21 protein-coding genes are annotated in these 22,360 nt (G+C 65.0%); 18 read left to right on the plus strand and 3 right to left on the minus strand.

What is annotated here, in order from left to right:
* The first annotated feature begins 20 nt into the window (after positions 1-20).
* The 9 genes from soxB (at position 21) to AAFG50_RS16445 (ending at position 7,914) form a co-directional block, all read left to right on the plus strand.
* Complete coding sequence (gene soxB, locus AAFG50_RS16405; protein ID WP_028171927.1) at positions 21-1,712, plus strand: thiosulfohydrolase SoxB; 1,692 nt, start codon at positions 21-23, stop codon at positions 1,710-1,712.
* 6 nt (positions 1,713-1,718) lie between these two features.
* On the plus strand, positions 1,719-2,990 hold the full coding sequence (soxC, locus tag AAFG50_RS16410; RefSeq protein ID WP_011086300.1) for a sulfite dehydrogenase: 1,272 nt from the start codon (positions 1,719-1,721) through the stop codon (positions 2,988-2,990).
* Positions 2,929-3,666, plus strand: a complete 738-nt coding sequence (locus AAFG50_RS16415; RefSeq protein WP_162185828.1) for a cytochrome c — start codon at positions 2,929-2,931, stop codon at positions 3,664-3,666. The genes soxC and AAFG50_RS16415 overlap by 62 nt, the downstream gene beginning before the upstream one ends.
* 59 nt (positions 3,667-3,725) lie before the next feature.
* Positions 3,726-4,127, plus strand: a complete 402-nt coding sequence (locus AAFG50_RS16420) for a DsrE family protein (protein ID WP_231166726.1) — start codon at positions 3,726-3,728, stop codon at positions 4,125-4,127.
* Between the two features lie 14 nt (positions 4,128-4,141).
* Positions 4,142-5,047, plus strand: coding sequence for an alpha/beta fold hydrolase (locus AAFG50_RS16425; RefSeq protein ID WP_028171925.1), 906 nt, complete (start codon positions 4,142-4,144; stop codon positions 5,045-5,047).
* A gap of 8 nt (positions 5,048-5,055) precedes the next feature.
* Positions 5,056-5,499: a DsrE family protein gene (locus tag AAFG50_RS16430; RefSeq protein ID WP_028171924.1), complete on the plus strand. Its 444-nt coding sequence runs from the start codon at positions 5,056-5,058 to the stop codon at positions 5,497-5,499.
* A 101-nt stretch (positions 5,500-5,600) separates the two neighbouring features.
* Positions 5,601-6,692: a YeeE/YedE family protein gene (locus tag AAFG50_RS16435; RefSeq protein ID WP_028171923.1), complete on the plus strand. Its 1,092-nt coding sequence runs from the start codon at positions 5,601-5,603 to the stop codon at positions 6,690-6,692.
* Between the two features lie 107 nt (positions 6,693-6,799).
* Entirely contained in the window at positions 6,800-7,351 is a 552-nt protein-coding gene (locus tag AAFG50_RS16440; protein ID WP_011086306.1) for a YeeE/YedE thiosulfate transporter family protein, read from the plus strand.
* An 11-nt stretch (positions 7,352-7,362) separates the two neighbouring features.
* A complete protein-coding gene (locus AAFG50_RS16445; RefSeq protein ID WP_028171921.1) occupies positions 7,363-7,914 on the plus strand; it encodes a YeeE/YedE thiosulfate transporter family protein in 552 nt (183 codons plus the stop codon).
* An 11-nt stretch (positions 7,915-7,925) separates the two neighbouring features.
* On the opposite strand, the gene AAFG50_RS16450 is transcribed toward AAFG50_RS16445, so the two are convergent.
* From AAFG50_RS16450 to AAFG50_RS16460, 3 genes are all read right to left on the minus strand, one after another.
* Entirely contained in the window at positions 7,926-8,243 is a 318-nt protein-coding gene (locus AAFG50_RS16450) for a metalloregulator ArsR/SmtB family transcription factor (RefSeq protein ID WP_011086308.1), read from the minus strand.
* A 418-nt stretch (positions 8,244-8,661) separates the two neighbouring features.
* The gene (locus tag AAFG50_RS16455) at positions 8,662-9,702 is read right to left on the minus strand and encodes a tripartite tricarboxylate transporter substrate binding protein (RefSeq protein ID WP_028171920.1); all 1,041 of its coding nucleotides are present in this window, start codon (positions 9,700-9,702) and stop codon (positions 8,662-8,664) included.
* 151 nt (positions 9,703-9,853) lie between these two features.
* Complete coding sequence (locus AAFG50_RS16460) at positions 9,854-10,885, minus strand: LysR family transcriptional regulator (RefSeq protein ID WP_231166727.1); 1,032 nt, start codon at positions 10,883-10,885, stop codon at positions 9,854-9,856.
* Between the two features lie 161 nt (positions 10,886-11,046).
* Here AAFG50_RS16460 and AAFG50_RS16465 point away from each other — a divergent pair, with 161 nt between their 5' ends.
* The 9 genes from AAFG50_RS16465 (at position 11,047) to AAFG50_RS16505 (ending at position 22,318) form a co-directional block, all read left to right on the plus strand.
* Complete coding sequence (locus tag AAFG50_RS16465) at positions 11,047-11,667, plus strand: UbiX family flavin prenyltransferase (RefSeq protein ID WP_028171919.1); 621 nt, start codon at positions 11,047-11,049, stop codon at positions 11,665-11,667.
* Between the two features lie 25 nt (positions 11,668-11,692).
* Positions 11,693-13,108 carry a UbiD family decarboxylase gene (locus AAFG50_RS16470; protein ID WP_028171918.1) on the plus strand — a complete coding sequence of 472 codons (1,416 nt, stop codon included), beginning with the start codon at positions 11,693-11,695 and terminating at the stop codon, positions 13,106-13,108.
* A gap of 124 nt (positions 13,109-13,232) precedes the next feature.
* On the plus strand, positions 13,233-14,072 hold the full coding sequence (locus tag AAFG50_RS16475) for a helix-turn-helix domain-containing protein (RefSeq protein WP_011086314.1): 840 nt from the start codon (positions 13,233-13,235) through the stop codon (positions 14,070-14,072).
* Between the two features lie 142 nt (positions 14,073-14,214).
* On the plus strand, positions 14,215-17,208 hold the full coding sequence (locus tag AAFG50_RS16480; RefSeq protein ID WP_028171917.1) for a molybdopterin cofactor-binding domain-containing protein: 2,994 nt from the start codon (positions 14,215-14,217) through the stop codon (positions 17,206-17,208).
* Positions 17,205-18,020: an FAD binding domain-containing protein gene (locus tag AAFG50_RS16485; protein ID WP_011086316.1), complete on the plus strand. Its 816-nt coding sequence runs from the start codon at positions 17,205-17,207 to the stop codon at positions 18,018-18,020. The genes AAFG50_RS16480 and AAFG50_RS16485 overlap by 4 nt, the downstream gene beginning before the upstream one ends.
* Positions 18,017-18,535 (plus strand): (2Fe-2S)-binding protein, encoded by a 519-nt coding sequence (locus AAFG50_RS16490; protein ID WP_011086317.1) that lies wholly within the window; start codon positions 18,017-18,019, stop codon positions 18,533-18,535. Before AAFG50_RS16485 ends, AAFG50_RS16490 begins: the two co-directional genes overlap by 4 nt.
* A complete protein-coding gene (locus AAFG50_RS16495; protein WP_028171916.1) occupies positions 18,528-20,072 on the plus strand; it encodes an AMP-binding protein in 1,545 nt (514 codons plus the stop codon). The genes AAFG50_RS16490 and AAFG50_RS16495 overlap by 8 nt, the downstream gene beginning before the upstream one ends.
* Positions 20,073-20,102: 30 nt before the next feature.
* Positions 20,103-20,909, plus strand: coding sequence for an enoyl-CoA hydratase-related protein (locus AAFG50_RS16500; protein WP_028171915.1), 807 nt, complete (start codon positions 20,103-20,105; stop codon positions 20,907-20,909).
* A 77-nt stretch (positions 20,910-20,986) separates the two neighbouring features.
* Positions 20,987-22,318, plus strand: coding sequence for an MFS transporter (locus AAFG50_RS16505; protein ID WP_028171914.1), 1,332 nt, complete (start codon positions 20,987-20,989; stop codon positions 22,316-22,318).
* Positions 22,319-22,360 lie beyond the last annotated feature (42 nt).

A 22,360-nucleotide genomic window follows, 5' to 3' on the forward strand; every position in this document is an offset into this window, starting at 1 on the left:
AGCCTGCAGGAGCATTGCGCATGATCTCTCGTCGCGAGTTCATCCAGGTTGCTGCAGCAACGGCGACACTGGCGACCAGTACCGGTTCGAGCCTGACCCGGGCGTTCGCCCAGCAGCGCCTGACCCAGAAGGAATTGCTGGCCTTCGAGCCGCTCGGTAACGTCACGCTGGTGCATGTGACCGACATTCACGGCCAGCTCATGCCGCTTTACTTCCGCGAGCCTTCGACCAATCTCGGCGTCGGCGAGGCGAAGGGGCTGCCGCCGCACGTGACGGCCAAGGAGTTTCTCGCCCGCTTCGGCATCGCACCCGGTTCTTCGGCCGCGTACGCACTGACGTCGGAGGATTTCGAGGCGCTGGCCAAGACCTACGGCAAGATCGGCGGGCTCGATCGGGCCGCCACCGTGATCAAGGCGATCCGCGCCGAGCGCGGCGACAAGGTCGCGCTGCTCGACGGCGGCGATACCTGGCAGGGCTCGTGGTCTTCGCTGAAGACGCGGGGCCAGGACATGATCGACTGCATGGCCCTGCTCAAGCCCGACGCCATGACCGGACATTGGGAATTCACCTACGGCACCGAGCGGGTCAAGCAGGCGATCGAGGGGCTCGGCTTCCCCTTCCTCGGCCTCAACATCCGCGATACCGAGTGGAACGAGGCGGCGTTCGAGCCTTCGACTATGATCGAGCGCGGTGGCGTCAAGATCGCGGTGCTGGGCCAGGCGTTCCCTTACACCCCGGTCGCCAATCCGCGCTGGATGATCCCGAACTGGTCGTTCGGAGTCCGCGAGGAGGACGTGCAGGCCCAGGTCGACAAAGCGCGCAAGGACGGGGCGCAGCTCGTCGTGCTGCTCTCGCACAACGGCTTCGACGTCGACCGCAAGCTGGCCTCCCGCGTCAAGGGCATCGACGTCATCCTGACCGGCCACACCCATGACGCGCTGCCCGAAGCGGTCAAGGTCGGCAAGACCCTGCTGATCGCGTCGGGCTCGTCCGGCAAGTTCGTGTCGCGGCTCGACCTCGACGTCCGCGACGGCGAGGTCAAGGCCTACAGCTTCAAGCTCATTCCGCTGTTCTCCGATGTGATCGCGGCGGATGCCGAGATGGCCGCGAAGATCGCCGAGGTACGAAAGCTCTTCGCGCCCGAGCTATCGAAGGTGCTCGGCAAGACGGATTCGCTGCTTTACAGGCGAGGCAATTTCAACGGCACCTTCGACGACCTGATCTGCCAGGCCCTGTTGCAGGAGCGCGACGCCGAGATCGCGCTCTCGCCGGGCTTCCGCTGGGGCACAAGCGTGCTGCCGGGACAGGACATCACCTTCGAGGACGTCACCAACGCGACCGCGATCACCTATCCGGCGGTCTATCGCATGGGCATGACGGGTTCGCGGTTGAAGGAGATCATCGAGGACGTCGCGGACAATCTCTTCAACGTCGATCCCTACTATCAGCAGGGTGGCGACATGGTGCGCATCGGCGGTCTGTCCTATGCGATCGATATCGCGAAGCCGCAAGGCAGCCGCATCTCCGATATGCAGCTACTCAAGACCGGTGCGCCGATCGATCCCGCGAGGGAATATCAGGTCGCAGGTTGGGCCAGCGTCAACGAAGGGACCGAAGGGCCGCCGATCTGGGAGGTCGTGGCCAATTATCTGACCCGACAGAAGACGGTTCGCCTCGAACCCAACAGAGCTGTCAAAGTGACGGGAGCGTGAGAAGCGATGTCGAAGATGGACAGTCCCCAGCAATCCCGACGCAGTTTCCTGGCCGCTGGCGCCGGCGTTGCGGCGTCGGTGCTCGCGAAGCCCGCCTTGGCCGGCGGCGGCAATCCGGCGAACCAGCCTCCCAACGTCCCGGAATGGACCAAGTCGCTCGGCGAGGGCGTCGCCGTGCGCCCCTACGGCAAGCCTTCGAAGTTCGAGAAGGATGTCGTCCGGCGCGACGTCGAATGGCTGACCGCCTCGCGCGAGTCCTCGGTGAGCTTCACCCCGCTGCACGAGCTCGAAGGCATCATCACGCCGAACGGCCTCTGCTTCGAGCGGCATCATGGCGGCATCGCCGAGGTTGATCCGGCCGATCATCGCCTGATGATCCATGGGCTCGTCGAGCGTCCGCTGATCCTCACGCTGGAGGAGTTGAAGCGCTATCCGCGCGTCAACCGCATTCACTTCATGGAATGCGCAGCAAATTCCGGCATGGAGTGGCGCGGCGCGCAGCTCAATGGCTGTCAGTTCACCCACGGCATGATCCATTGCGTGCAGTACACCGGCGTGTCGCTGCGTACGCTGCTCGAAGAAGCAGGGGTCAAGACCAACGGTAAGTGGCTGCTGGTCGAGGGCGCCGATGCGGCCGCGATGGATCGCAGCTTGCCGATCGAGAAGGCGCTCGACGACTGCATCATCGCCTACAAGATGAACGGCGAGGCGCTCTATCCCGAACAGGGCTATCCGATGCGGCTCGTGGTGCCGGGTTGGCAGGGCAATCTCTGGGTCAAGTGGCTGCGCCGCATCAAGGTCGGCGATCAGCCCTGGCACACCCGCGAGGAGACGTCGAAATATACCGACTTGATGCCCAACGGAAAGGCACGTCGGTTCACCTGGTCGATGGACGCCAAGTCGGTGATCACGAGCCCTAGTCCGCAGGCGCCGATCAGGCACGGCAAGGGCTTCACCATCGTCTCCGGGCTGGCCTGGAGCGGAAACGGCAAGGTCAGGCGCGTCGACGTGTCGCTCGATGGCGGCCGCAACTGGTGGCCGGCACGGCTCGACGGCCCCGTGCTCGACAAGGCACTGACGCGCTTCTACTACGAGTTCGACTGGAACGGCGAGCCGCTGCTGCTGCAATCGCGCGTGCAGGACGAGACCGGCTACGTGCAACCGAGCAAGGCCGAGTTGCGCAAGATCCGTGGCGTCAACTCCATCTATCACAACAATGGCATCCAGACCTGGCATGTGCAGGCCAATGGTGAGGTCGAGAATGTCGAAGTCGCTTAAGTTTGCTGCCGCGGCACTGCTCATTTGCGCAATGTGCGCGCCCGCGCCCGCGCAGCAGAAGACCGATCCCAAAGCCGGTCCGCGCTATCACGTCGGCCGCGCGCCGACCGCGGCGGAAATCCGCGGCTGGGATATCGACGTGCGGCCCGATGGTCAGGGCCTGCCGGAGGGCAAGGGCACGGTCGCCCAGGGCGAGAAGCTCTTCATGGACAACTGCTCGACCTGCCACGGCGAGTTCGGCGAGGGTAACGGCCGCTGGCCAGTGCTGGCGGGCGGCAAGGGTTCGCTGACATCAGACAATCCGGTCAAGACGGTGGGCTCGTACTGGCCCTACGCTTCGACCGTGTTCGACTACGTCCGTCACGCCATGCCTTACGGCAATGCGGAGTCGCTCTCGGTCAACGAGTATTATGCGCTGGTCGCCTACGTCCTGTACTTGAACGACGTTGTCACCGACCAGAATTTCGAGCTGACCAACAAGAACCTTGCCACGATCAAGATGCCGAACGAGCAGGGCTTTGTGATGGACGATCGGGCGACGAGCGAGAAATCGTTCTGGCAGAAGGACCCCTGCATGAGGGATTGCATCGAGCCGGTGAAGATCACCGCGCGCGCTGCCGTCATCGACGTGACCCCTGAGGATACCAGGGACGGAAAGTCGCGGGGCGTGGAATGATCCGCGGCCGGGCGAGCCGCCGTGGGTTGCTTCGCAGTTTGTTCGCTGCCGCCTTCATCATGACAAGTCCCGCCGCTCCGTCCCGGGCGACCGAACCGCACCGGCTCGCGCTGCAGATCAGCGACGACGACCCGGCCAAGATGCGCGCCGTCCTCGATGTTGCGGCGAACGTCTCGCGGCATTATTCCGGGCAGGGCGACGACGTCGAGATCGTGGTGGTTGCCTTCAATGGCGGCCTCGACATGCTGCTCGACGACCGCTCGCCGGTGAAGGAGCGCCTGTTGAATTTCCTGAAATCGATGCCCAATGTGAGCTTCATCGCCTGCGGCAATACCCTGGAGACGCTTGCGGTGAAGGAAGGCAGGCGACCGCCGCTGATCGAGGGCATCAGCGTCACCCGGGTTGGTGTTGCCGCACTGATGGATCTCGCGGAAAAGAACTGGACGATTGTCCGGCCGTAAGGAGAGAGCCGCCGATGCGATGGTTGATGGGATTGGCTGTCTTGCTCCTTCTCGCGCCGCCCGCCGGCGCGGCCGAGCAGGAGCTCGAACTGTCGGCCGGCGGCCGCACGACCCTCGCGACACTGCGCACACCTGCCTCGATGGGACCGGATACGCCGCTGGTCGTGATGACCCACGGCACGCTCGCCCACAAGGACATGGAAGTCATTCAGGGCGTCGCGAAGGCGCTTGAGCAGCGCGGCATCGCTTCGCTCGCCCATACCCTGTCGCTGGGGCTCGACCGCCGCAAGGGCATGTATGACTGCGCGGCGCGGCACGACTATGTCGTTGACGATGCGGTTGCTGAGATCGGTGCCTGGGTGACCAAGGCGAGGGGCATGTCGCGGTTCGTCTTCACCCTCGGTCACTCGCGCGGCGGCAACCAGGTCGCGCGCTATCTGGCGGCGGGCGAACCCCCGCCGGTCGCGGGTGCCGTGCTGCTGGCGCCGGTGACGGCGAAAGCCGAGGCCGACTTGCGCGCCTCCTATGCCCAGACCTACGGCAAGCCGCTCGAACCGTTCCTGAAGCAGGCAACGAGGACCGTCGCGGCGGGCCGCGGTGGCGAGTGGATGGACGTGCCGGGCTTCATCTATTGCCGCAACGCGGTGGTGACGGCGCGCGCCTTTGCCTCCTTCTATGCCGCCGACACCGGCCAGGACGCCGCGGCGCTCGTGGCGCGGCTCAAGCTCCCTGTGCTGGTGCTCGCCGCGACCAAGGATACGGTCGTGCCCGACGTGGTAGCGTCCTTTGCACCGCTTGCCGATTCGAGCGGCGGCAGGGTGCAGCTCGATAGAATCGAGGACGCCGATCACTTCTTCCGCGACCTGTTCGCGGAAGATGCTGCCGATCGTATCGCCGAATTCATCAAGCGGACACGTTAGGAGGGACCATGCAGCGTCGATCCATGCTTGGCGCGAGCCTTGCCGGACTATTTGGTGCTCTTGCCGTGCGCGAAGCGGCAGCGGCGACGGAAACACCGGCGCGACAGCGCGTCGTCTATCACCTCGCCGATGCCGACCGCGTCGTCTTCGTTCTGGGCAACCTCCAGAACCATGTCGATGGCGTTGGTGGCCCCGGCAAGGCCGATATCAGGCTGGTCGTGCATGGGCCCGCGCTTCGCGCCTTCCACGCCCTCGCCGCCGAAGATTACACCGTTGCGATGATGAAGAAGCTCGCCGACGCTGGCGTCGGATTTGATGCCTGCGCCAACACCATGAAGGCGCAGGGGGTCAAGCTCGACGACCTCACGCCCGGCTTCGTGGTAGCCGAGAAGGGCGGCGTGGTGCGGCTCGCCGAGCTGCAACAGCAGGGATATGCCTATCTGCGGCCCTGAGCAGGCGTGGCGCCGATGCGGCCGGGCCTTGATTTGGCTCATACGGCGCGACCGCAGCGAGCGATAGACTTGGCAGACCTCAAAGGAACACTGAGGCGGCCGTGCTGACGACACTCATCGATCTCCTGGGGGAAGACCGCCTGTCATGGCTCGGCGGCCTTCTGGTCGGCGGCGTCTTTGGATTCTTCGCCCAGCGCAGCCGCTTCTGCCTGCGCGCCGCCGCCGTCGAGTTCTCCCGCGGCGAGGGCGGCCCGCGCCTTGCGGTCTGGCTCCTGACCTTTGCCGCGGCGCTGGTGGGCACGCAGGCCTTTGTCGCGCTCGGTCTGCTCGACGCCTCCGAGGCGCGCCAGCTCGCGCAGCAGGGCAGCATCTCCGGTGCGCTCGTGGGCGGCATGATGTTCGGCTGCGGCATGATCCTGGCCCGCGGCTGTGCCAGCCGGCTGCTCGTGCTCTCGGCCAATGGCAATCTCAGGGCGCTGCTGTCGGGCCTGGTGTTTGCGGTGACGGCGCAGGCTTCTTATCGCGGCCTGCTGTCGCCTGCGCGCGAGTGGGTGACCAATCTGTGGCTTGTCGACGGCGGGCCGTCGCGCGACATCATGGCGGCGTTCGGCGGCGGTACGCCCGAGAAGCTCGCTTTCGGTGGACTATGGCTGATCGCGGGGCTCACCTTCGCCTTTCGCAGCCATTTGCCGCGCCGGCTGATCTTCGCCGCGCTGGCGACGGGCGTAGCCGTCGTCGCCGGCTGGCTCTTCACCTACCAGCTGTCGCAGGCCTCCTTCGCACCGGTGACGCTGAAAAGCCTCACCTTCAGCGGACCGTCGGCCGAATTGCTGATGCTGGTCTTGAACAGCTCGCAGATCCGGCTCGGCTTCGACCTCGGCATCATTCCCGGCGTGTTTCTCGGCTCGTTCGTCGCTGCGGCAAGCGCGCATGAGCTGAAGCTCGAGGGGTTTTTCGACGGGCTCGGCATGCGGCGCTATCTGCTCGGCGCGGTGCTGATGGGTTTCGGCGCGATGCTCGCCGGCGGCTGCGCGGTCGGCGCGGGCGTGACCGGCGCCTCGATATTCGCGCTCACCGCCTGGCTCGTGCTCGGCGGCATGTGGCTCGGGGCTGGGCTCACCGACCTCTTCGTCGACCGTGCCGGTACGCCACAACCGCAGCAGGCCGCTGGCTCGCCCGCAGCGGGCGCGTGATCAGATATTTTATGGTTTGCTAAATGACATTTTCTGAATATGATTTTCGCAAATGCGGGCCGATTGCGCCGCAACAATGCGGGCGCGCCGCCCTCGGGGAAACGCACATGACCACCATCACAGAAAGCTACGTTCGCGAAGCGCCGCGCACTGCGCGCATCGACTGGTCGCCCTATCTCGTCGGCGCCGGGATCGGGCTGTTGAGCTGGATCGCCTTCGCAGTGTTCGGCGATCCGCTCGGCGTCACCACCGCCTATTCGCGCGTCGCCTCGCTGTTCGCCGTTCCGGTGATCGGGCCGGAGGCTGTGGCGCAGAATTCCTACTGGAAGAGCATGCCGCTGAAGTGGGACTACGGCGTCTGGTTCCTCGTCGGCATCCCGCTCGGCGCATTCCTCTCCGCAGTGATGTCGGGCACGTGGCGGCTCGAGCTCGTGCCGGAAGTCTGGAAGGAGCGGTTCGGACCATCGATCGCCAAGCGCTTTGTCGGCGCGTTCCTCGGCGGCATCGTGATCATGTACGGCGCACGGCTTGCTGGCGGCTGTACCAGCGGACACGGCATTTCCGGCGGTTTGCAGCTCGCGGTGTCGAGCTGGCTATTCCTGGCGGTGATGTTCGCCACAGGACTCGGTATCTCCGCGCTCATGTTCCGCAAACGGTGAAGGGAATCAAGATGGCCGCGATGATGACAATCCTTGGCCCCGTGCTAATGGGCGCTGCCTTCGGCTTCCTGCTGCAGCGTGGCAAGGTGACGAACTGTAATGTGATCGAGAACCAGTTTCGCCTGCGCGATTTTACTGTGCTGAAGGTGATGGGCACGGCGATCGTCGTCGGCGGCATCGGCGTGCTGCTGCTCGTCGATACCGGCAACACGAAGTACTACGTGAAGGATGCCAACATGCTGGCGATCGCGCTCGGCGCCGCTTTGTTCGGTATCGGCATGGTGGTCTATGGCTATTGCCCGGGAACGGCGCTCGGCGCCATCGCCACCGGCAGCATCCATGCCTTGGTCGGCGCGCTCGGCATGGTTGCCGGTGCTATCCTTTACGCGCTGAGTTTCGATTGGCTGAAAGCGCACGTGCTCAACGTCTGGGCGCTCGGCAAAGTCCGCCTTCCGGACGTGACGAACATCCCGGACATCATTTGGTTCGCCGCTCTTGCAGTCGGCGCCGGACTGTTCTTCTGGTGGATCGAATCTGTGGAAGCTGAGCAGAAGCGGATGTAGCAGATCACAGGTCACCGTTTTGGTGTCTTGCAGAAGAGCCTGTGCAGCGTTGAAAACAGCTCTTCGATCCTCCGGTCTGCGACACGGTACCACATCGTCTGACCATCGCGCCGACAGGCGACGATGCGCTGTGTCTTCAGCTTTGCAAGGTGCTGCGATAGGGCCGAAGCGGAAAGGCCGACATCCTCGGCAAGCGCGCTCGCGCTGATTTCGCCATATTCGACGAGCTTGCAGACGATGAGCAGACGATGCTCATTGGCAAGCATGCGCATCAGGGCGGCCACCCCCTTTGCCTGCCTTTCGAGTTCGTTCGTATTCATTCGGCGCATGACGGTGTTTCGTTAGCACTTGCGTGCCAGCCGTTAAATATGAGAGCGAAATCCGGGTTTGGCCGGTTAATGAATGGCCCGCGATTGAATCGGCGCGGCATAAGCATGCGAATTATACTCACATCGCTGAATGAGTATAACCGAAGCCCATCGTTCTCAAGGATCTCTGACATACGCCATACGAGTGACGTGTGCACTCCCGCTCCCGGTCCAATCACATGAAGGACTGATCTGAGTTAAAATACATCAATAAAATGAATACGTTAGACCGAAAATTTGCCGCGGCGCGCATGATGGACTGGAGCGATGGTGTTTTTCAACTGGTTAGAGGGCGGCATGTGCACGACGTGTGCACCTGGAGATCAAGAAAAACCTGACGACAGCCAATGCGGGCAGGTCTTCTACACAAGAGCTTGGCTCACATCGGCTCGATGCCGATCTTCTTGATGACCCCGATCCATTTCGTCGTTTCCGAGGTCATGAAATTCTTCAGGCCCTGGGGATCCATCACCAGCGGCTCGGCGCCCTGCTCGACGAAGAGAGCGCGCACCTTCGGATCGTTTACGGCTTCGACCATCGCTTTGTAGAGCTTGTCGACGACGGCCCTATCGGTGTTCGCCGGCGCAAGAAGCGCAAGCCAGGCGGCGCTCTCGTAATTCTTCAGGCCGGCTTCGGCCGCAGTCGGGACATCAGGCACCGCCGTCATGCGCTTGTCACTGGCCACCGCGAGCGGGCGCGCATCGCCGCTTTTGATCAGGCCGAGGACGTTCGGCAGGAGCTGGAATCCGAGCGGGACCTGCCCTGCGATGAAGTCCGGCGTGTAAGCTGCGATGTTGCGGTAGGGAACGTGCGTGAGCTCGGTGCCTGTGAGCTGCTCGAAATAGGCGGCCGCCAGATGCTGCGAGGAGCCGACCCCGACCGTCCCGTAGTTCAGCTCGCGAGGATGTCCTTTCGCGTAGTCGATCAGCTCGCGCAGCGATTTCGGCGGCAGCTTCGAATTGATCACGATGACATTCGGCAGCGTCGCGAACAGGCCGATCGGGGCGAGGTCCTTCAGCGGATCGTAGGGGAGGTCCTTGTAGAGCGCCTTGTTCGCAGCCAGCGGGCCGGAGGTGCTCATCAGCAAGGTGTAGCCGTCAGGTGCGGCATGCGCCGCGGCAGCGGTGCCGATATTGCCGCCAGCGCCGGGACGATTGTCGACCACGAAGGCCTGTCCAAGTGACGTGGACATGCGGTTGAGCAGGATACGGGTGATCACGTCGCTGGCGCTGCCGCCGGCGAAGGGCACGAGCACCTGGATCGGTCGGGCGGGATAGTCTTGGGCGTTCGCAGCCTGCATCCCCGCGGCTGCGAGCAGGGCACCACCGCCGAGTGCGAGCAGCGACCTCCGGTGAGGATGAAATCCCTCGCTCTGCCGCTGAGAAATGTCCGTGATCTTGCTGCGACCGAACTTTGTCATCTCGGACTGAATCTCCCGACTGTGTCTTGTTCTGCGAGGCCAGGGAGCGTCCGTGACAAGAGCCGTCGGGGATAAGCGCCAGGTCGCGATTATTGCGCCTGGACCGTAGTTAGCGGCTTGATGCGACTGCCATGCCGGCTGGTCTCAAAACTTACCAACCCGTCTCATTTTGCGGCGGGCGCGACATCTTGTCCGAGCCGAAATCCTGCATCCAAGAGATCGTTTTCCGCCGCGGCTTTCTGCGCCTTTTTCGGGAGGACGAGCTTGTGCCACCGGAGGTAGGCTCCACGAACTCCTTTGCCACGGCGGCGGCCTGCGCGAGGTCGCGGCTGATGACGTCGAGCACGGCCTTCGCCGCGACCGACACCGTTCGCCGCGGGTGATGCACCCAGGCAATCGAGCGCACGATCCGTTGCTCGTTGAAGCGATGCGCCCGGATGGCTCCGCTCGCGAGCGATTGCCGGAGTGCGATGGTCGGCAGCACGGTTGCGAAATCCGTGGTGGCGATCACATCGCAGAGCGCAGGCAGGGTGTCGAGTTCGAGACGCGGCCTCAGGTCGATGCCGACGGCGGCGGCGTGCTCGTCCAGGATTAGCCGCAGGCCGTGCCGTTTCGAGGGCAGCACGAGGTCGACATTGGCGATGTGGTCGAAACGCAGTTTTGCCGGCGGCTTGATCGGGCCGTCCTTACGGCAGGCGAACACCATCTCCTCGTCCATGACGTGATGCGCGGCCAGCGGAGTCCTGCGGCGCGGCACGTTGATCAACGCGAAATCGAGCTGGCCGGTGTTGACCCAGTCGACCAGCGTCTCGGTGTAGCCCTCGCAGACCGACAGCGTGATCTCGGGATAGCGGCTGGCGACGGTCGCCGACGACCTCGCCATCGTGCTTTGCGCCACCGACGTGATGAGGCCGACCGAGACGCGGCCCGAGATGCGCCCGCCGAGCTGTGCCATCTCCTGCCGGGCATATTCGGCATCGCGCACGATCGGCGCCGTCAGCCGCACCAGCGCTTCGCCGGCGCTGGTCAGCGTCATGCCCTGGACGCTGCGGTCGAACAGTTTTTGCCCGAGCTCGGCCTCGAGCTTGGCGATCTGCATGCTCAGCGCCGGCTGCACGATATTGAGCTGGCGCGCGGCCCGGGTGACGTTCTTTTCCTCGGCCAGGCACAGGAAATATTGCATCTGCCTGAGTTCCACGGGGCTATCCTTCGGTCGCTGATCCTGCTCGCGAGCCATCATCTCAGATGATCGAGTATATAATCAATCATTATTTGTGATGATGGTTGTGATTGCCTAGTCTTGCTGATCGAGGGGCGCGTGCCCCAGGGAGCGAGACCAAAGATATGCAGGACGTCAGCCCCAAGCGGATGATCATCGGCATTTCCGGCGCTTCGGGCGTCACCTATGGTGTGCGCCTGCTCCAGCTCCTGCGCAATGCCGGCGTCGAGACGCATCTGGTGATGTCGAAGACCGCCGAGCAGACGTTTGCCTATGAGACCGACCTGAAGATCGCGGAGGTGAGGGCGCTCGCCAATGTCAACCATGCGATCGACGACATGGCCTCCGCCATCTCCAGCGGCTCGTTCCGCACCGCGGGCATGATCGTGGCGCCGTGCTCGATGCGCTCGATGTCCGAGATCGCGTCGGGTGTGACCACGACACTGCTGACACGGGCTGCCGACGTCGTGCTCAAGGAGCGCCGGCGCCTGGTGCTGATGGTGCGCGAGACGCCGCTGCACACCGGGCATCTCCGGACGATGACGGCACTCTCGGAGATGGGCGCGATCATCGCGCCGCCCGTGCCGGCCTTCTACGCCAAGCCCGAAAGCCTCGACGACATGGTCGAGCACACGGTCGGCCGCGTGCTCGACCTCTACGACATCGATATTGGCGTCGTGCGCCGCTGGGGCGAGGACGAGGCGCTCAAGCGCCGCTCGCCGTCGCTGCGCAAGATCGCGCCCTGACCTGAGACCTCAAGGAAAGACCCGTATGCGAATGGAAGATGTTGCGAGGAAGGGTTCGCCCGCCGATCTGCGCGCCTGGCTCGCTTATCTCGCCGAGCGCGGCAAGCTCGCGATCGCGCACGAGGGCGTTGCGCTAGCGGACGAGCTCGCCGCCATCGCCAAGCGGCTGGAGCGCGACAGCGCCGTGCTGTTTCCGCGCCCCGACGGGCACGCGATCCCGGTCGTCGCCAACCTCTTTGCCGGCCGCGACTGGGTCGCAGAGTCCATCGGCGTCACCGAGGACCAGCTGCTGCCGCGGCTCCTCGCTGCCGCGAGCCATCCGCTGCCGACACATGAAGTGGCGAGCGGGCCAGTGCAGGAGGTCGTGCATGAGGATATCGATCTGCTGCGCCAGCTTCCGGTCCCCAAGCACAATGAGCGCGACAGCGGCCCCTACATCACCGCGGGCCTCTTGATCGCCCGCAATCCCAAGACCGGCGTGCAGAACGTCTCGATCCACCGCTGCCAGATATCTGGCAAGAACCGCATCGGCGTGCTGCTGCTGCCGCGGCATACATTCTCCTATTACCGCCTCGCGGAAGAGTTGGGCCAGGCGCTGGAGATCGCGATCGTCATCGGCGCGCATCCAGCCTTGCTGCTTGCATCCCAAGCCATCGCTGCGCTCGACGAGGACGAAATGGCGATTGCCGGTGCTCTGCTGGGCGAGCCGGTGGACGTCGTCAAATGCCGCACCAATTCGGTCCGCGTGCCCGCGCATGCGGAGATCGTGATCGAGGGACGGATCTTGCAGGGCGTGCGCGAGCCGGAAGGCCCGTTCGGCGAATTCCCCCAATATTACGGTCCGCGCGCCAATCGCGAGGTGATCGAGGTCGATGCGATCACGCATCGCAAGGCGCCGATCTTCCACACCATCGTCGGCGGCGGTTTCGAGCATCTCATCCTTGGCGGCGTGCCGCGCGAAGCGACGCTGCTGCAGCATCTGCGCCGCAGCTTTCCTGGCGTGATCGACGTCCGCCTGACTCGCGGCGGCACCTGCCGCTATCATCTCGCGATCAAGATCGACAAGGCCAATGACGGCGAGCCCAAGAACGTCATGATGTGTGCCTTCGGTGCGCATTACGACATCAAGCAGGTCATCGTGGTGGACAAGGACGTCGACATCTCCTCGTCCGAGGAGATCGAATGGGCGGTGGCGACGCGCTTCCAGGCCGATCGCGATCTCATGGTCGTTTCGGGCGCGCTCGGCTCGAAGCTCGATCCGACCACCGATAATGGCATCAGCGCGAAGATGGGCCTGGACGCGACCGCGCCGGTCAGCGCCCCCGAGCTCGCCTTCAAGCGCATTCGCGTCAAGGGCGAGGAGGAGGTTGATCTCGCCACGGCCTTGCAGGCCGATCCCAGCGCCGCGGTCGCGCGGTTGCTTGCGGGGGCGCGCGCATGAGCCGATTACCGCGAGAAGGCAACTTGCGTCCGTTTGCGCGGTTGGAATATGTAGCTGACGCCGCTTATAGTGCCGCGCCAGCTAGCCAATCGTTTTGCAGCGCAACGCTGGGAGGAAGGAACTGATGTCGACGGCCCTGCGCATCGCTCACGGCGCTTTCGGCAGGGTCGCTCTGCTCGACATGGATCGTTCGCTGGTCCGTCACGCCCATCATCATTGCCACGTCCTGCTCAAGGTCGAGGGCGCCGACACCCAGTTTCTGGTTGGCGATCAGGTCACGCCGCTCACGGACATGGCCGCCGTGCTGGTCGACGGCTGGAAGCCGCACGCCTATGTGCACGACGCCAGCCGTCCGCGCACGCTCATCATGGCGCTCTATATCGAGCCCGAATGGCTGAAGGAGTTCCGACCCGGATGGGCCGCGAGCGGCGCGCCGGGCTTTTTCGAACGCCCCTCGGGCGAGGTGTCGCCGCGCATCCGCCAGCTCACGCTGCATCTCGCAGCCGAAATGATGGCGAATCCGGACGCGGTGCGGACCCACGAGCAGACGCTGTCGGATCTCATGATCGCGGTGATCGAACGCTTCACGCCCTGGCGCAGCTTCCCGACCTCGATCCGCGGCATGAGGGCGGTGAGCTGCGACTGGCGCATCCGCCGCGCGATGGACGCGATGCGTGTGCAGGATTCCTATGGCAGCGTCGATCAGTTCGTGAAGGGCGCAGGGCTCTCGCGCGCGCAGTTCTTCCGCCTGTTCGAGACCTCGCTCGGCGTCTCGCCAAAAATCTATCTCAACGTCGTCCGCATGGAGCGCGCGCTCGATGCCGTCATGCGCGAGGACACGCCGCTCGGAGAGCTCAGCGAGCGCTTCGGCTTTCCGGAGCCGGCGCATTTCACGCGCTTCTTCCGCGACCATGCCGGCGTCAGCCCGCGCGAGTTTCGCAACGTCTCGCGTCTTGCGGGCTGAGTCTAGCGGCTAATTTTGCGCTGCACGCGCTCGAATGAGACGATTTGGTAAGTCGTGAGAGCGGGCGGTATGGCCCGCGCAGCCCCTGTCCTGACAAGTGTCACCGTCGCGTCAGAGAACGCGTCGGGAGGTATGCCGGGACATGTTGCAGGCGGTCATATCCGCAAATCCGGGAAGTAGCGATGAGCCGTGGGTTGGGCGCTCGATCGAGCGCGTCGAGGACGCCGCGCTGCTCTCTGGCCGCGGTCGCTTCATCGACGATCTCGGTGTCCAGCCCGGCACGCTGCACGCGACCATCCTGCGCTCGCCGCACGCACATGCCGACATTCTCTCCATCGATGCTGAAGCTGCAAAACGCCTGCCGGGCGTTGCCGCGGTTCTGACCGGCAGCGACGTCAAGGCCGTCACGACAAGCCTGGTCGTCGGCGTGAAGGCGCCGGTCGAATGCTGGCCGATCGCGACGGACCGTGTGCGCTATGTCGGAGAGCCGGTTGCTGTGGTCGTGGCCACCGACCGCGCCCGAGCCGAGGATGCGGCCGAGCTGATCAACGTCGAATATCGCCCGCGCGGCGCCGTCGTCGATCCGCTTGGTGCAATCGCACCGGGGGCGCCGGTGCTGCATGACGGCTTTCCCGGCAATCTCGCCAGCGACCGCTCATTTCGCTACGGCGATCCTGAAGAAGCCTTCGCGGATGCGCCGCATCGCTTCTCCATCGACATCCGATATCCCCGCAACTCCTGCACGCCGATCGAGACCTATGGCGTCGTCGCCTCGCACGATGCGGGCGAGGACGCGTTCGAGGTGCTCGCCAATTTCCAGGGCCCGTTCAGCATCCACACGGTGATCGCGCGTGCGCTGAAAGTGCCGGGCAATCGCTTACGGCTGCGCACGCCGCCGGATTCCGGTGGCAGCTTTGGCGTCAAGCAGGGCGTGTTTCCCTATATCGTGCTGATCGCCGCGGCGGCGCGCGTCACGGGGCGGCCGGTCAAATGGATCGAGGACCGGCTCGAGCATCTTACCGCTTCGGTGTCGGCGACCAATCGCGCGACGACGCTGTCGGCGGCGGTTGGCGTCGATGGAAAGATCCTCGCGCTCGACTGGGACCAGGTCGAGGATTGCGGCGCTCATCTGCGCGCGCCCGAGCCGGCGACGCTTTATCGCATGCACGGCAATCTGACCGGCGCCTACGACATAAGCCACGTCAAGGTCCGCAACCGCGTCGTCGTCACCAACAAGACGCCGACCGGCCTCAACCGCGGTTTTGGTGGTCCGCAGGTCTATTTCGCGCTCGAACGGCTGGTGCAGCGCATCGCGATCGGCCTCGGGCTCGATCCGCTCGACGTCATCAAGCGCAATCTGATCGAGGCGAACGCGTTTCCCTATCGAACAGCGATGGGCGCGCTCCTGGATTCCGGCAACTACCAGGAAGCGATCGCGCGCGCGGTCGAGCAGGGCCGGCTTGCCGAACTGAAAGCACGGCGCGACGAGGCGCGGGCGGAGGGGCGTCTCTACGGCATCGGCTTCACCGCGGTAGTCGAGCCCAGCGTTTCCAACATGGGCTACATCACCACCGTGCTGACGGCGGCCGAGCGCCGCAAGGCCGGACCGAAGAACGGCGCGCAGGCGACCGCGACCGTCGGGCTCGATCCGGTCGGCAGCGTCACGGTGCATGTGGCGTCCGTGCCGCAGGGGCAAGGCCATCGTACTGTGCTGTCGCAGGTCGTTGCCGACGTGTTTGGCCTCCAGCCCAGGGATATCCGCGTCAACACCGAGATCGACACCGCCAAGGACGCCTGGTCGATCGCATCGGGCAACTATGCGAGCCGCTTTGCGGCGGCGGTGGCCGGCACCGCGAAGATTGCGGCCGAGCGCGTCGCCGGCAAGCTCGCGCGCATCGCCGCCAGCCAGTTGAACGTCGAGGCGTCGGACATCGTGTTCGCGCGGGGATTCGTCGCATCAAAACACAATCCCGAGAACCGGATCGCGTTCTCGCGCGTCGCCGCGCTCAGCCACTGGTCGCCGGGTTCGCTACCCGACGACGCAGGCCAGACCATCCGCGAGACTGTGTTCTGGACGCCGCCGGCGCTGACACCGCCGGACGATGAGGACCGCATCAATTCCTCGCTTTGCCACGGTTTCATCTTCGACTTCTGCGGCGTCGAGATCGACCGCACGACGCTGGAGACGCGCATCGACCGCTACGTCACCATGCACGATTGCGGCACCATTTTGCATCCCGGCATGGTCAACGGCCAGATCCGCGGCGGCTTCACTCAGGCGCTCGGCGCCGCAATCTTTGAGGAATATGCCTACGCCGAGGACGGCAGCTTCCTGACGGGAACGCTCGCCGACTATCTGCTGCCGACCACGACCGAGGTGCCGGAGCCCGAAATCATCCACATGGAGACGCCGTCGCCGTTCACCCCGCTCGGCGCCAAGGGCGTCGGCGAAGGCAATTGCATGTCGACGCCGGTGTGCCTTGCCAATGCGGTCGCGGATGCGCTGGGCGTTGCCGACATCACCTTGCCGCTGGTGCCGGCGCGCCTTGCGGAGATGGTGCGCGGTGCCGAACCGCCGCCTCCGGCAGGCGGCGCGACCGCGGCGCCCGTGCGCGAAGGGGACCGGCGGCTACGCGGCGAGGGGCAGGCTTCGGTGAAGGGCGCGCCGGAGCAGGTCTGGGCCATGCTGCTCGATCCCGCGACGCTGCGATCGGTCATTCCCGGTTGCCAGAGCGTCGACAAGGTCACCGAGACGCATTTTCGCGCCGACGTGACGCTCGGCATCGGCCCCGTCACCGGCCGCTATCGTGCCGATGTGGAATTGTTCGATCTCGATCCGCCGCATGCAGTGACCTTGCGCGGCGGTGCCAGCGGCGCGCTGGGTTTTGGCAGCGCCGATGGACGCATCACGCTCGCGCCCGACGGCAACGGCGGAACGAAGCTCATCTACAGCTATGACGCTGCCATCGGCGGCAAGGTCGCCAGCATCGGCGGGCGGCTGCTCGATGGCGCGACGCGCGTCATCATCGGCCAGTTCTTCACCGCGCTGGCCCGCAAGGCCGGCGGTGGTGGCGCGGAGGGCGGAGGTTTCTCGCTGTTCGCGTTGCTGGCCAGCCTGTTCGGGGGGCGCCGATGAAGCCGCCCGCATTCGACTATCTCCGCGCCGAGAGCATCAGTGATGTCCTTGATGGACTGGCACAGCAGGGCGGCGATGCCCGCGTGCTCGCGGGCGGGCAGTCACTGATGGCGATGCTCAACATGCGCCTTGCCAAGCCAAAACTGTTGATCGACATCATGCGCCTCAGGGAGCTGCGCCAGATCGAGCGGAAGGGCGACGCCGTCGTCATCGGCGCCGGTGTACGCCAGGCCGATCTCCTGGCCTGGCCAGATCTTGCCGAGACCCTGCCGCTGGTGGCGCTGGCGCTGCCCTGGGTCGGGCACATGCAGACCCGCAGCCGTGGCACCATCTGCGGTTCGCTCGCGCATGCCGATCCCAGCGCCGAGATTCCGCTGACGCTGGTCGCGCTTGGCGGTGAGGTGTTCTTGCGCAACGCTAAACGACGCCGCCGCGTGGCGGCAAAGGACTTCTTCTCCGGCATGATGCTGACCGCGCGCGCTGATGATGAGCTGATCGAAAGCATATCGCTGCCTGTCATCAAGGGATCGCGCGTCGCTTTCCGCGAGGTCGCGCGCCGGCACGGTGATTTCGCGATCGTCGCCTGCGCAGCCATGAAGACGCCAACGGGTGTGCGCCTCGCTGTCGGGGGCGTCGCGGATGTGCCGACCGCGCGCGATTGGCCGCGGCTCGATGGGACCGCGCTCGACGACGCCCTCAACGCCTTCGCTTACGAGCTTGGCGCCCACGACGACGTCCACGCGACCGCGCGCTACCGCCGCGACCTCGTGCGCATGATAGGCCGCGACCTGATCGGCGAGGTGCTGCAATGACCCGTCTCAAGGCGGACCGCCGCCATGCCGTCCGTTTCGCGCTCAACGGCAATCCCGTCGAGGGCGAGGCCGAGCCGCGGATGCTGCTCTCGGATTTTCTGCGCCACCAGCTGGGGGCGACCGGCACCCATGTCGGCTGCGAGCACGGTGTCTGCGGCGCCTGCACAATCGTCGTCGACGGCATGCTGACGCGGTCGTGCCTGACGCTCGCGGCGCAAGTCGATGGCTGCGAACTGAAGACGGTCGAAGGGCTCGCGCCGTCGGCCGATCGGCTTGGCGTGCTGCAGCAGGCCTTCCGCCGCAACCACGCGCTCCAGTGCGGCTTCTGCACCGCCGGCATCTTGATGTCGCTGGACCATTATCTCGCGAATAACCCGGCGCCGACCGAGGCGGAGATCCGGGATCTTCTCAGCGGGCATATCTGCCGCTGCACCGGCTACACCCCAATCATCCAGGCGGCGCTCGAAGCCGCCGCCGAACTCGCTTCATCCAAAAATGAGACGTCCGATGCTTGATCTCGCCAGCAGCTTCATGGCCAGCGCCGCGCGCGATCCCAATGCGATTGCCTTGGTCGACGGCGACCTTCGTCTGACCTATCGGCAATGGTACGACAAGATTTCCGCGCTGGTGGCGTCGTTCGACCGCCTCGGCCTCAAGCCCGGCGATCACGTCGTCACGCTGCTGCAGAACCGCTGGCAGGCGGCGACGCTGCACTGGGCCTGCCAGATCGCGGGCCTCGTGATCACGCCGATCAACTGGCGCGCCAAGGCCGACGAGCTCGATTATTGCATCGAGAACGCCGAGGCCTGCGCGGTCTTCCATCAGGACATCTCTGCCGAGGCCGTGCAGGGTTCGGCGCTGGCAGGCAGGCTGCTGCGCGTGTCCGTCGATCCCGGGACCGGTGAGGCCACCAGCTTTTCTGACCTGATCAAGGACCGCGCGCCCGACGCGGAGCCGCGTGTCGGTGCCGATGCCTGGTCGATCATGCTCTACACCTCGGGCACGACGTCTCGGCCAAAGGGCGTGCCGCGCCGGCACCGCGCCGAGCGGGCCGCAGCGATCGCCCATGTCGCGCAGAATCTCTACGGCCGCGGGGAGCGCACGCTCGGCGTCATGCCGCTCTACCACACCATGGGCGTCCGCTCGCTGCTGGCGATGTCGCTGATCGGCGGCACGTTCATCTGCCTGCCGCGCTATGACAGCCGCCAGGCGCTGGCGCTGATCGAGAAGGAGGAGGTCACCAACCTCTATCTGGTGCCGACGCTCTATCACGACCTCGTCCATCACGAGACGTTTGCCGGGACCAACGTCTCCAGCGTGCGCAAGCTCGGTTTCGCCGGCGCCTCGATGACCGATGGCCTGCTGAAGAAGCTGAACGAGGCGTTCAAGCCAGACCTGTTCGTCAATCACTACGGCAGCTCCGAGATCTACACGTTTTCGATCGACCAGAACGCGGCCGCAAAGCCCGGCTCGGCTGGCAAGGCGGGATTGAACCAGCACGTCAAGGTCGTGCGCATCGGCGCGAAGTCGGTCGCGGATATCGCCGCGGTCGGCGAGGAGGGCGAGATCATCGCCACGCTCAAAGGCGACGAGGCCTTCGAAGGCTATTGGCGCCGTCCCGAAGCCGACGCCAAGTCGCTGCGCGAGGGCTGGTACTTTACGGGCGACACCGGCTACGTCGATCCCGACGGCGACCTGTTCGTCACCGGCCGCGTCGACGACATGATCATCACCGGCGGCGAGAACGTCTCGCCGGTCGAGATCGAGAGCTGCCTGTCGCTGCATCCTGATGTCGACGAGGTCGCCGTGGTCGGTGTCGCCGACGAAAAATGGGGCAAAATCGTCGCCGCCTTCGTCAAGCGCAATCGCGCGGTGTCGGAAGGAGAGCTGGAGCAGTTCTGCCGCACCTCGGGCCTTGCCAATTTCAAGCGGCCGCGCCGCTACGTCTTCGTCGACGCGATCCCGAAATCACCCGTCGGCAAGCTGCTGCGGCGGCTGCTCGTCGCCGGAGAATACGAGGCCGAGCGCCTGCCGCCGTCGGACGCGGCCTGAAAAATCGGCCATCAACAGAAGGAAGCCAAAATGCCGTCACCCTATACATTTTCCGATCCTCGGCTCGCCAAGCTCGACGCGTTCAAGGTCGAAATCGACGAGGCGCATGAGCGCGCCGACATCATCTTAGGGAGGCCGCCCTACAATGTCGTGTCGATGCCGCAGCGCGACCAGCTGCGCCTGACCTTCGAGACGCTGGATGAGGATCCGCGCGTGCGCGTCATCGTGGTGCGCGGCGAGGGCGAGCATTTTTCTAGCGGCGGCAATATCGGCGGCTTCATGGAGGCAAGCCCGGAGCATGTCTCCAGGCTCGCCTGGAACATCGCCGCGCCCGCGCGCTGCGCCAAGCCCGTGATCGTCGCCAACCGCGGCTATTGCTTCGGCGTCGGCTTCGAGTTGTCGCTGGCCTGCGACTTCCGCATCGCATCCGAGACCACGCAATATGCGCTCCCGGAGCAGAAGCTCGGCCAGATCCCGGGCTCGGGCGGCTCGGCCCGCCTGCAGAAGATGGTCGGCATCACCCGCACCAAGGACATCGTGATGCGCTCCAAACGCATCTCGGCCAAGCAGGCCTATGAATGGGGCATCGCCACCGAATGCGTGCCGGATGCCGAGCTGGAGAAGGCGACCGACAAGCTCGTCGACGAGCTTCGTACCTTCTCGCCGCTGGCGCAGCGCACCGCCAAGAAGCTCCTCAACGACACCGAGGACTCGACGCTCGCCATCGCCATCGAGCTCGAAGGCCATTGCTACAGCCGCCTGCGCCAGTCGGAAGACTTCAAGGAGGGCGTCGAGGCCTTCAACGCCAAGCGCCCGCCGAGATTCGTCGGCCGCTGAGACGCGACGCAAGCGCAATGCCGCGGTTCGCAATGGCGCGGACCGCGGCGCCGTTCAAACGGGGGAGGTAAAACAACATGGCTGAGATGGATATGCCGGTCGCCGGTGCACAGGCATCGGCTGACAACAAGCAGATGGTCAATGCGATCATCGCATCGGTGCTCGGATGGGCGCTCGATCTGTTCGATTTGTTCATTCTGCTCTACGTGGCGCCGGTCGTCGGCGCGCTGTTCTTTCCGTCGAGCAATGCCGCGCTTTCGCTGGCCGCGGTCTATGGCTCGTTCGCGGTCACGCTTTTGATGCGGCCGCTCGGCTCGGCGGTGTTCGGCCATTATGCCGACGTGCACGGCCGCAAGCAGGCGATGCTGATCGCCATTGTGGGCGTCGGCCTCAGCACGGCGGCGTTCGGCCTGCTGCCGACCATCGCGCAGGTCGGCGTGATCGCGCCGATCATGTTCCTGATCCTGAGGCTGGTCCAGGGCATCTTCGTCGGCGGCGTCGTGGCGTCCACCCATACCATCGGCACCGAGTCCGTGCCGCCGCAATGGCGCGGCGCGATGTCGGGCCTGGTCGGCGGCGGCGGCGCGGGCATCGGTGCGCTGCTCGCATCCTTCATCTTCCTGATCACGTCCTCGGTCTTCCCCGGCGATGCCTTCGCGGTCTGGGGCTGGCGTTTCATGTTCTTCTCGGGCCTGCTGAGCTCGCTGCTGGGCTGGTTCATCTTCCGGAACCTCGAGGAATCCCCGTACTTCAAGGAGCTGAAGCGCCAGCAGGGCAACAAGCAGGCGAAGGTCTCGAAGGCGCCGGTGAAGGACGTGTTCTCCGGCCAGTATCGCGGCGTGCTGCTGGTCAATTTGCTCATCACCTTCGGCGGTGGAGCCGGCTATTACCTGACCTCGGGCTACCTGCCGAGCTTCCTGAAGGTCATCAACGCGGTCCCGAACCAGACTTCGTCGCTGATCCTGATGGGCGCGAGCGTGTCGGCGTTCTTCTCTGCGGTGCTGGTCGGCGCGCTGAGCGACCGCATCGGCCGCAAGAAGACGTTCCTTCTGATCGGCGCACTGGCGGCAGTGCTGCTGCCACTGTGCTATCTCAATCTCGCTGCGACAAAGGACACGACGCAGATCACGGTCTACGCGCTGGCAATCGCCTTCATCGGCAATGCCGGCTATGCGCCGGTGCTGATCTTCCTGAACGAGCGCTTTCCGACTGCGCTGCGCGCGAGCGGCACGGGCTTGTCCTGGAACATTGGCTTTGCGCTGGGCGGCATGATGCCGACCTTCGTCTCGCTGGTGAGCGGCAGCCCCGCAGAGATTCCGATGTCGTTGGCCTATTTCGCGGTCGGCGTGTTCGTGATTTATCTGATCGGCGCGATCGTGATCCCGGAGACCAAGGGCAATTTCCGCTAGGCCAAATCGGCGCGGCTGCACCCGCGGCCGCGCCGATCCATC

The sequence above is a fragment of the Bradyrhizobium sp. B039 genome (genome assembly GCF_038965675.1).
In the GTDB taxonomy this organism is placed as follows: Bacteria; Pseudomonadota; Alphaproteobacteria; order Rhizobiales; family Xanthobacteraceae; genus Bradyrhizobium; species Bradyrhizobium diazoefficiens.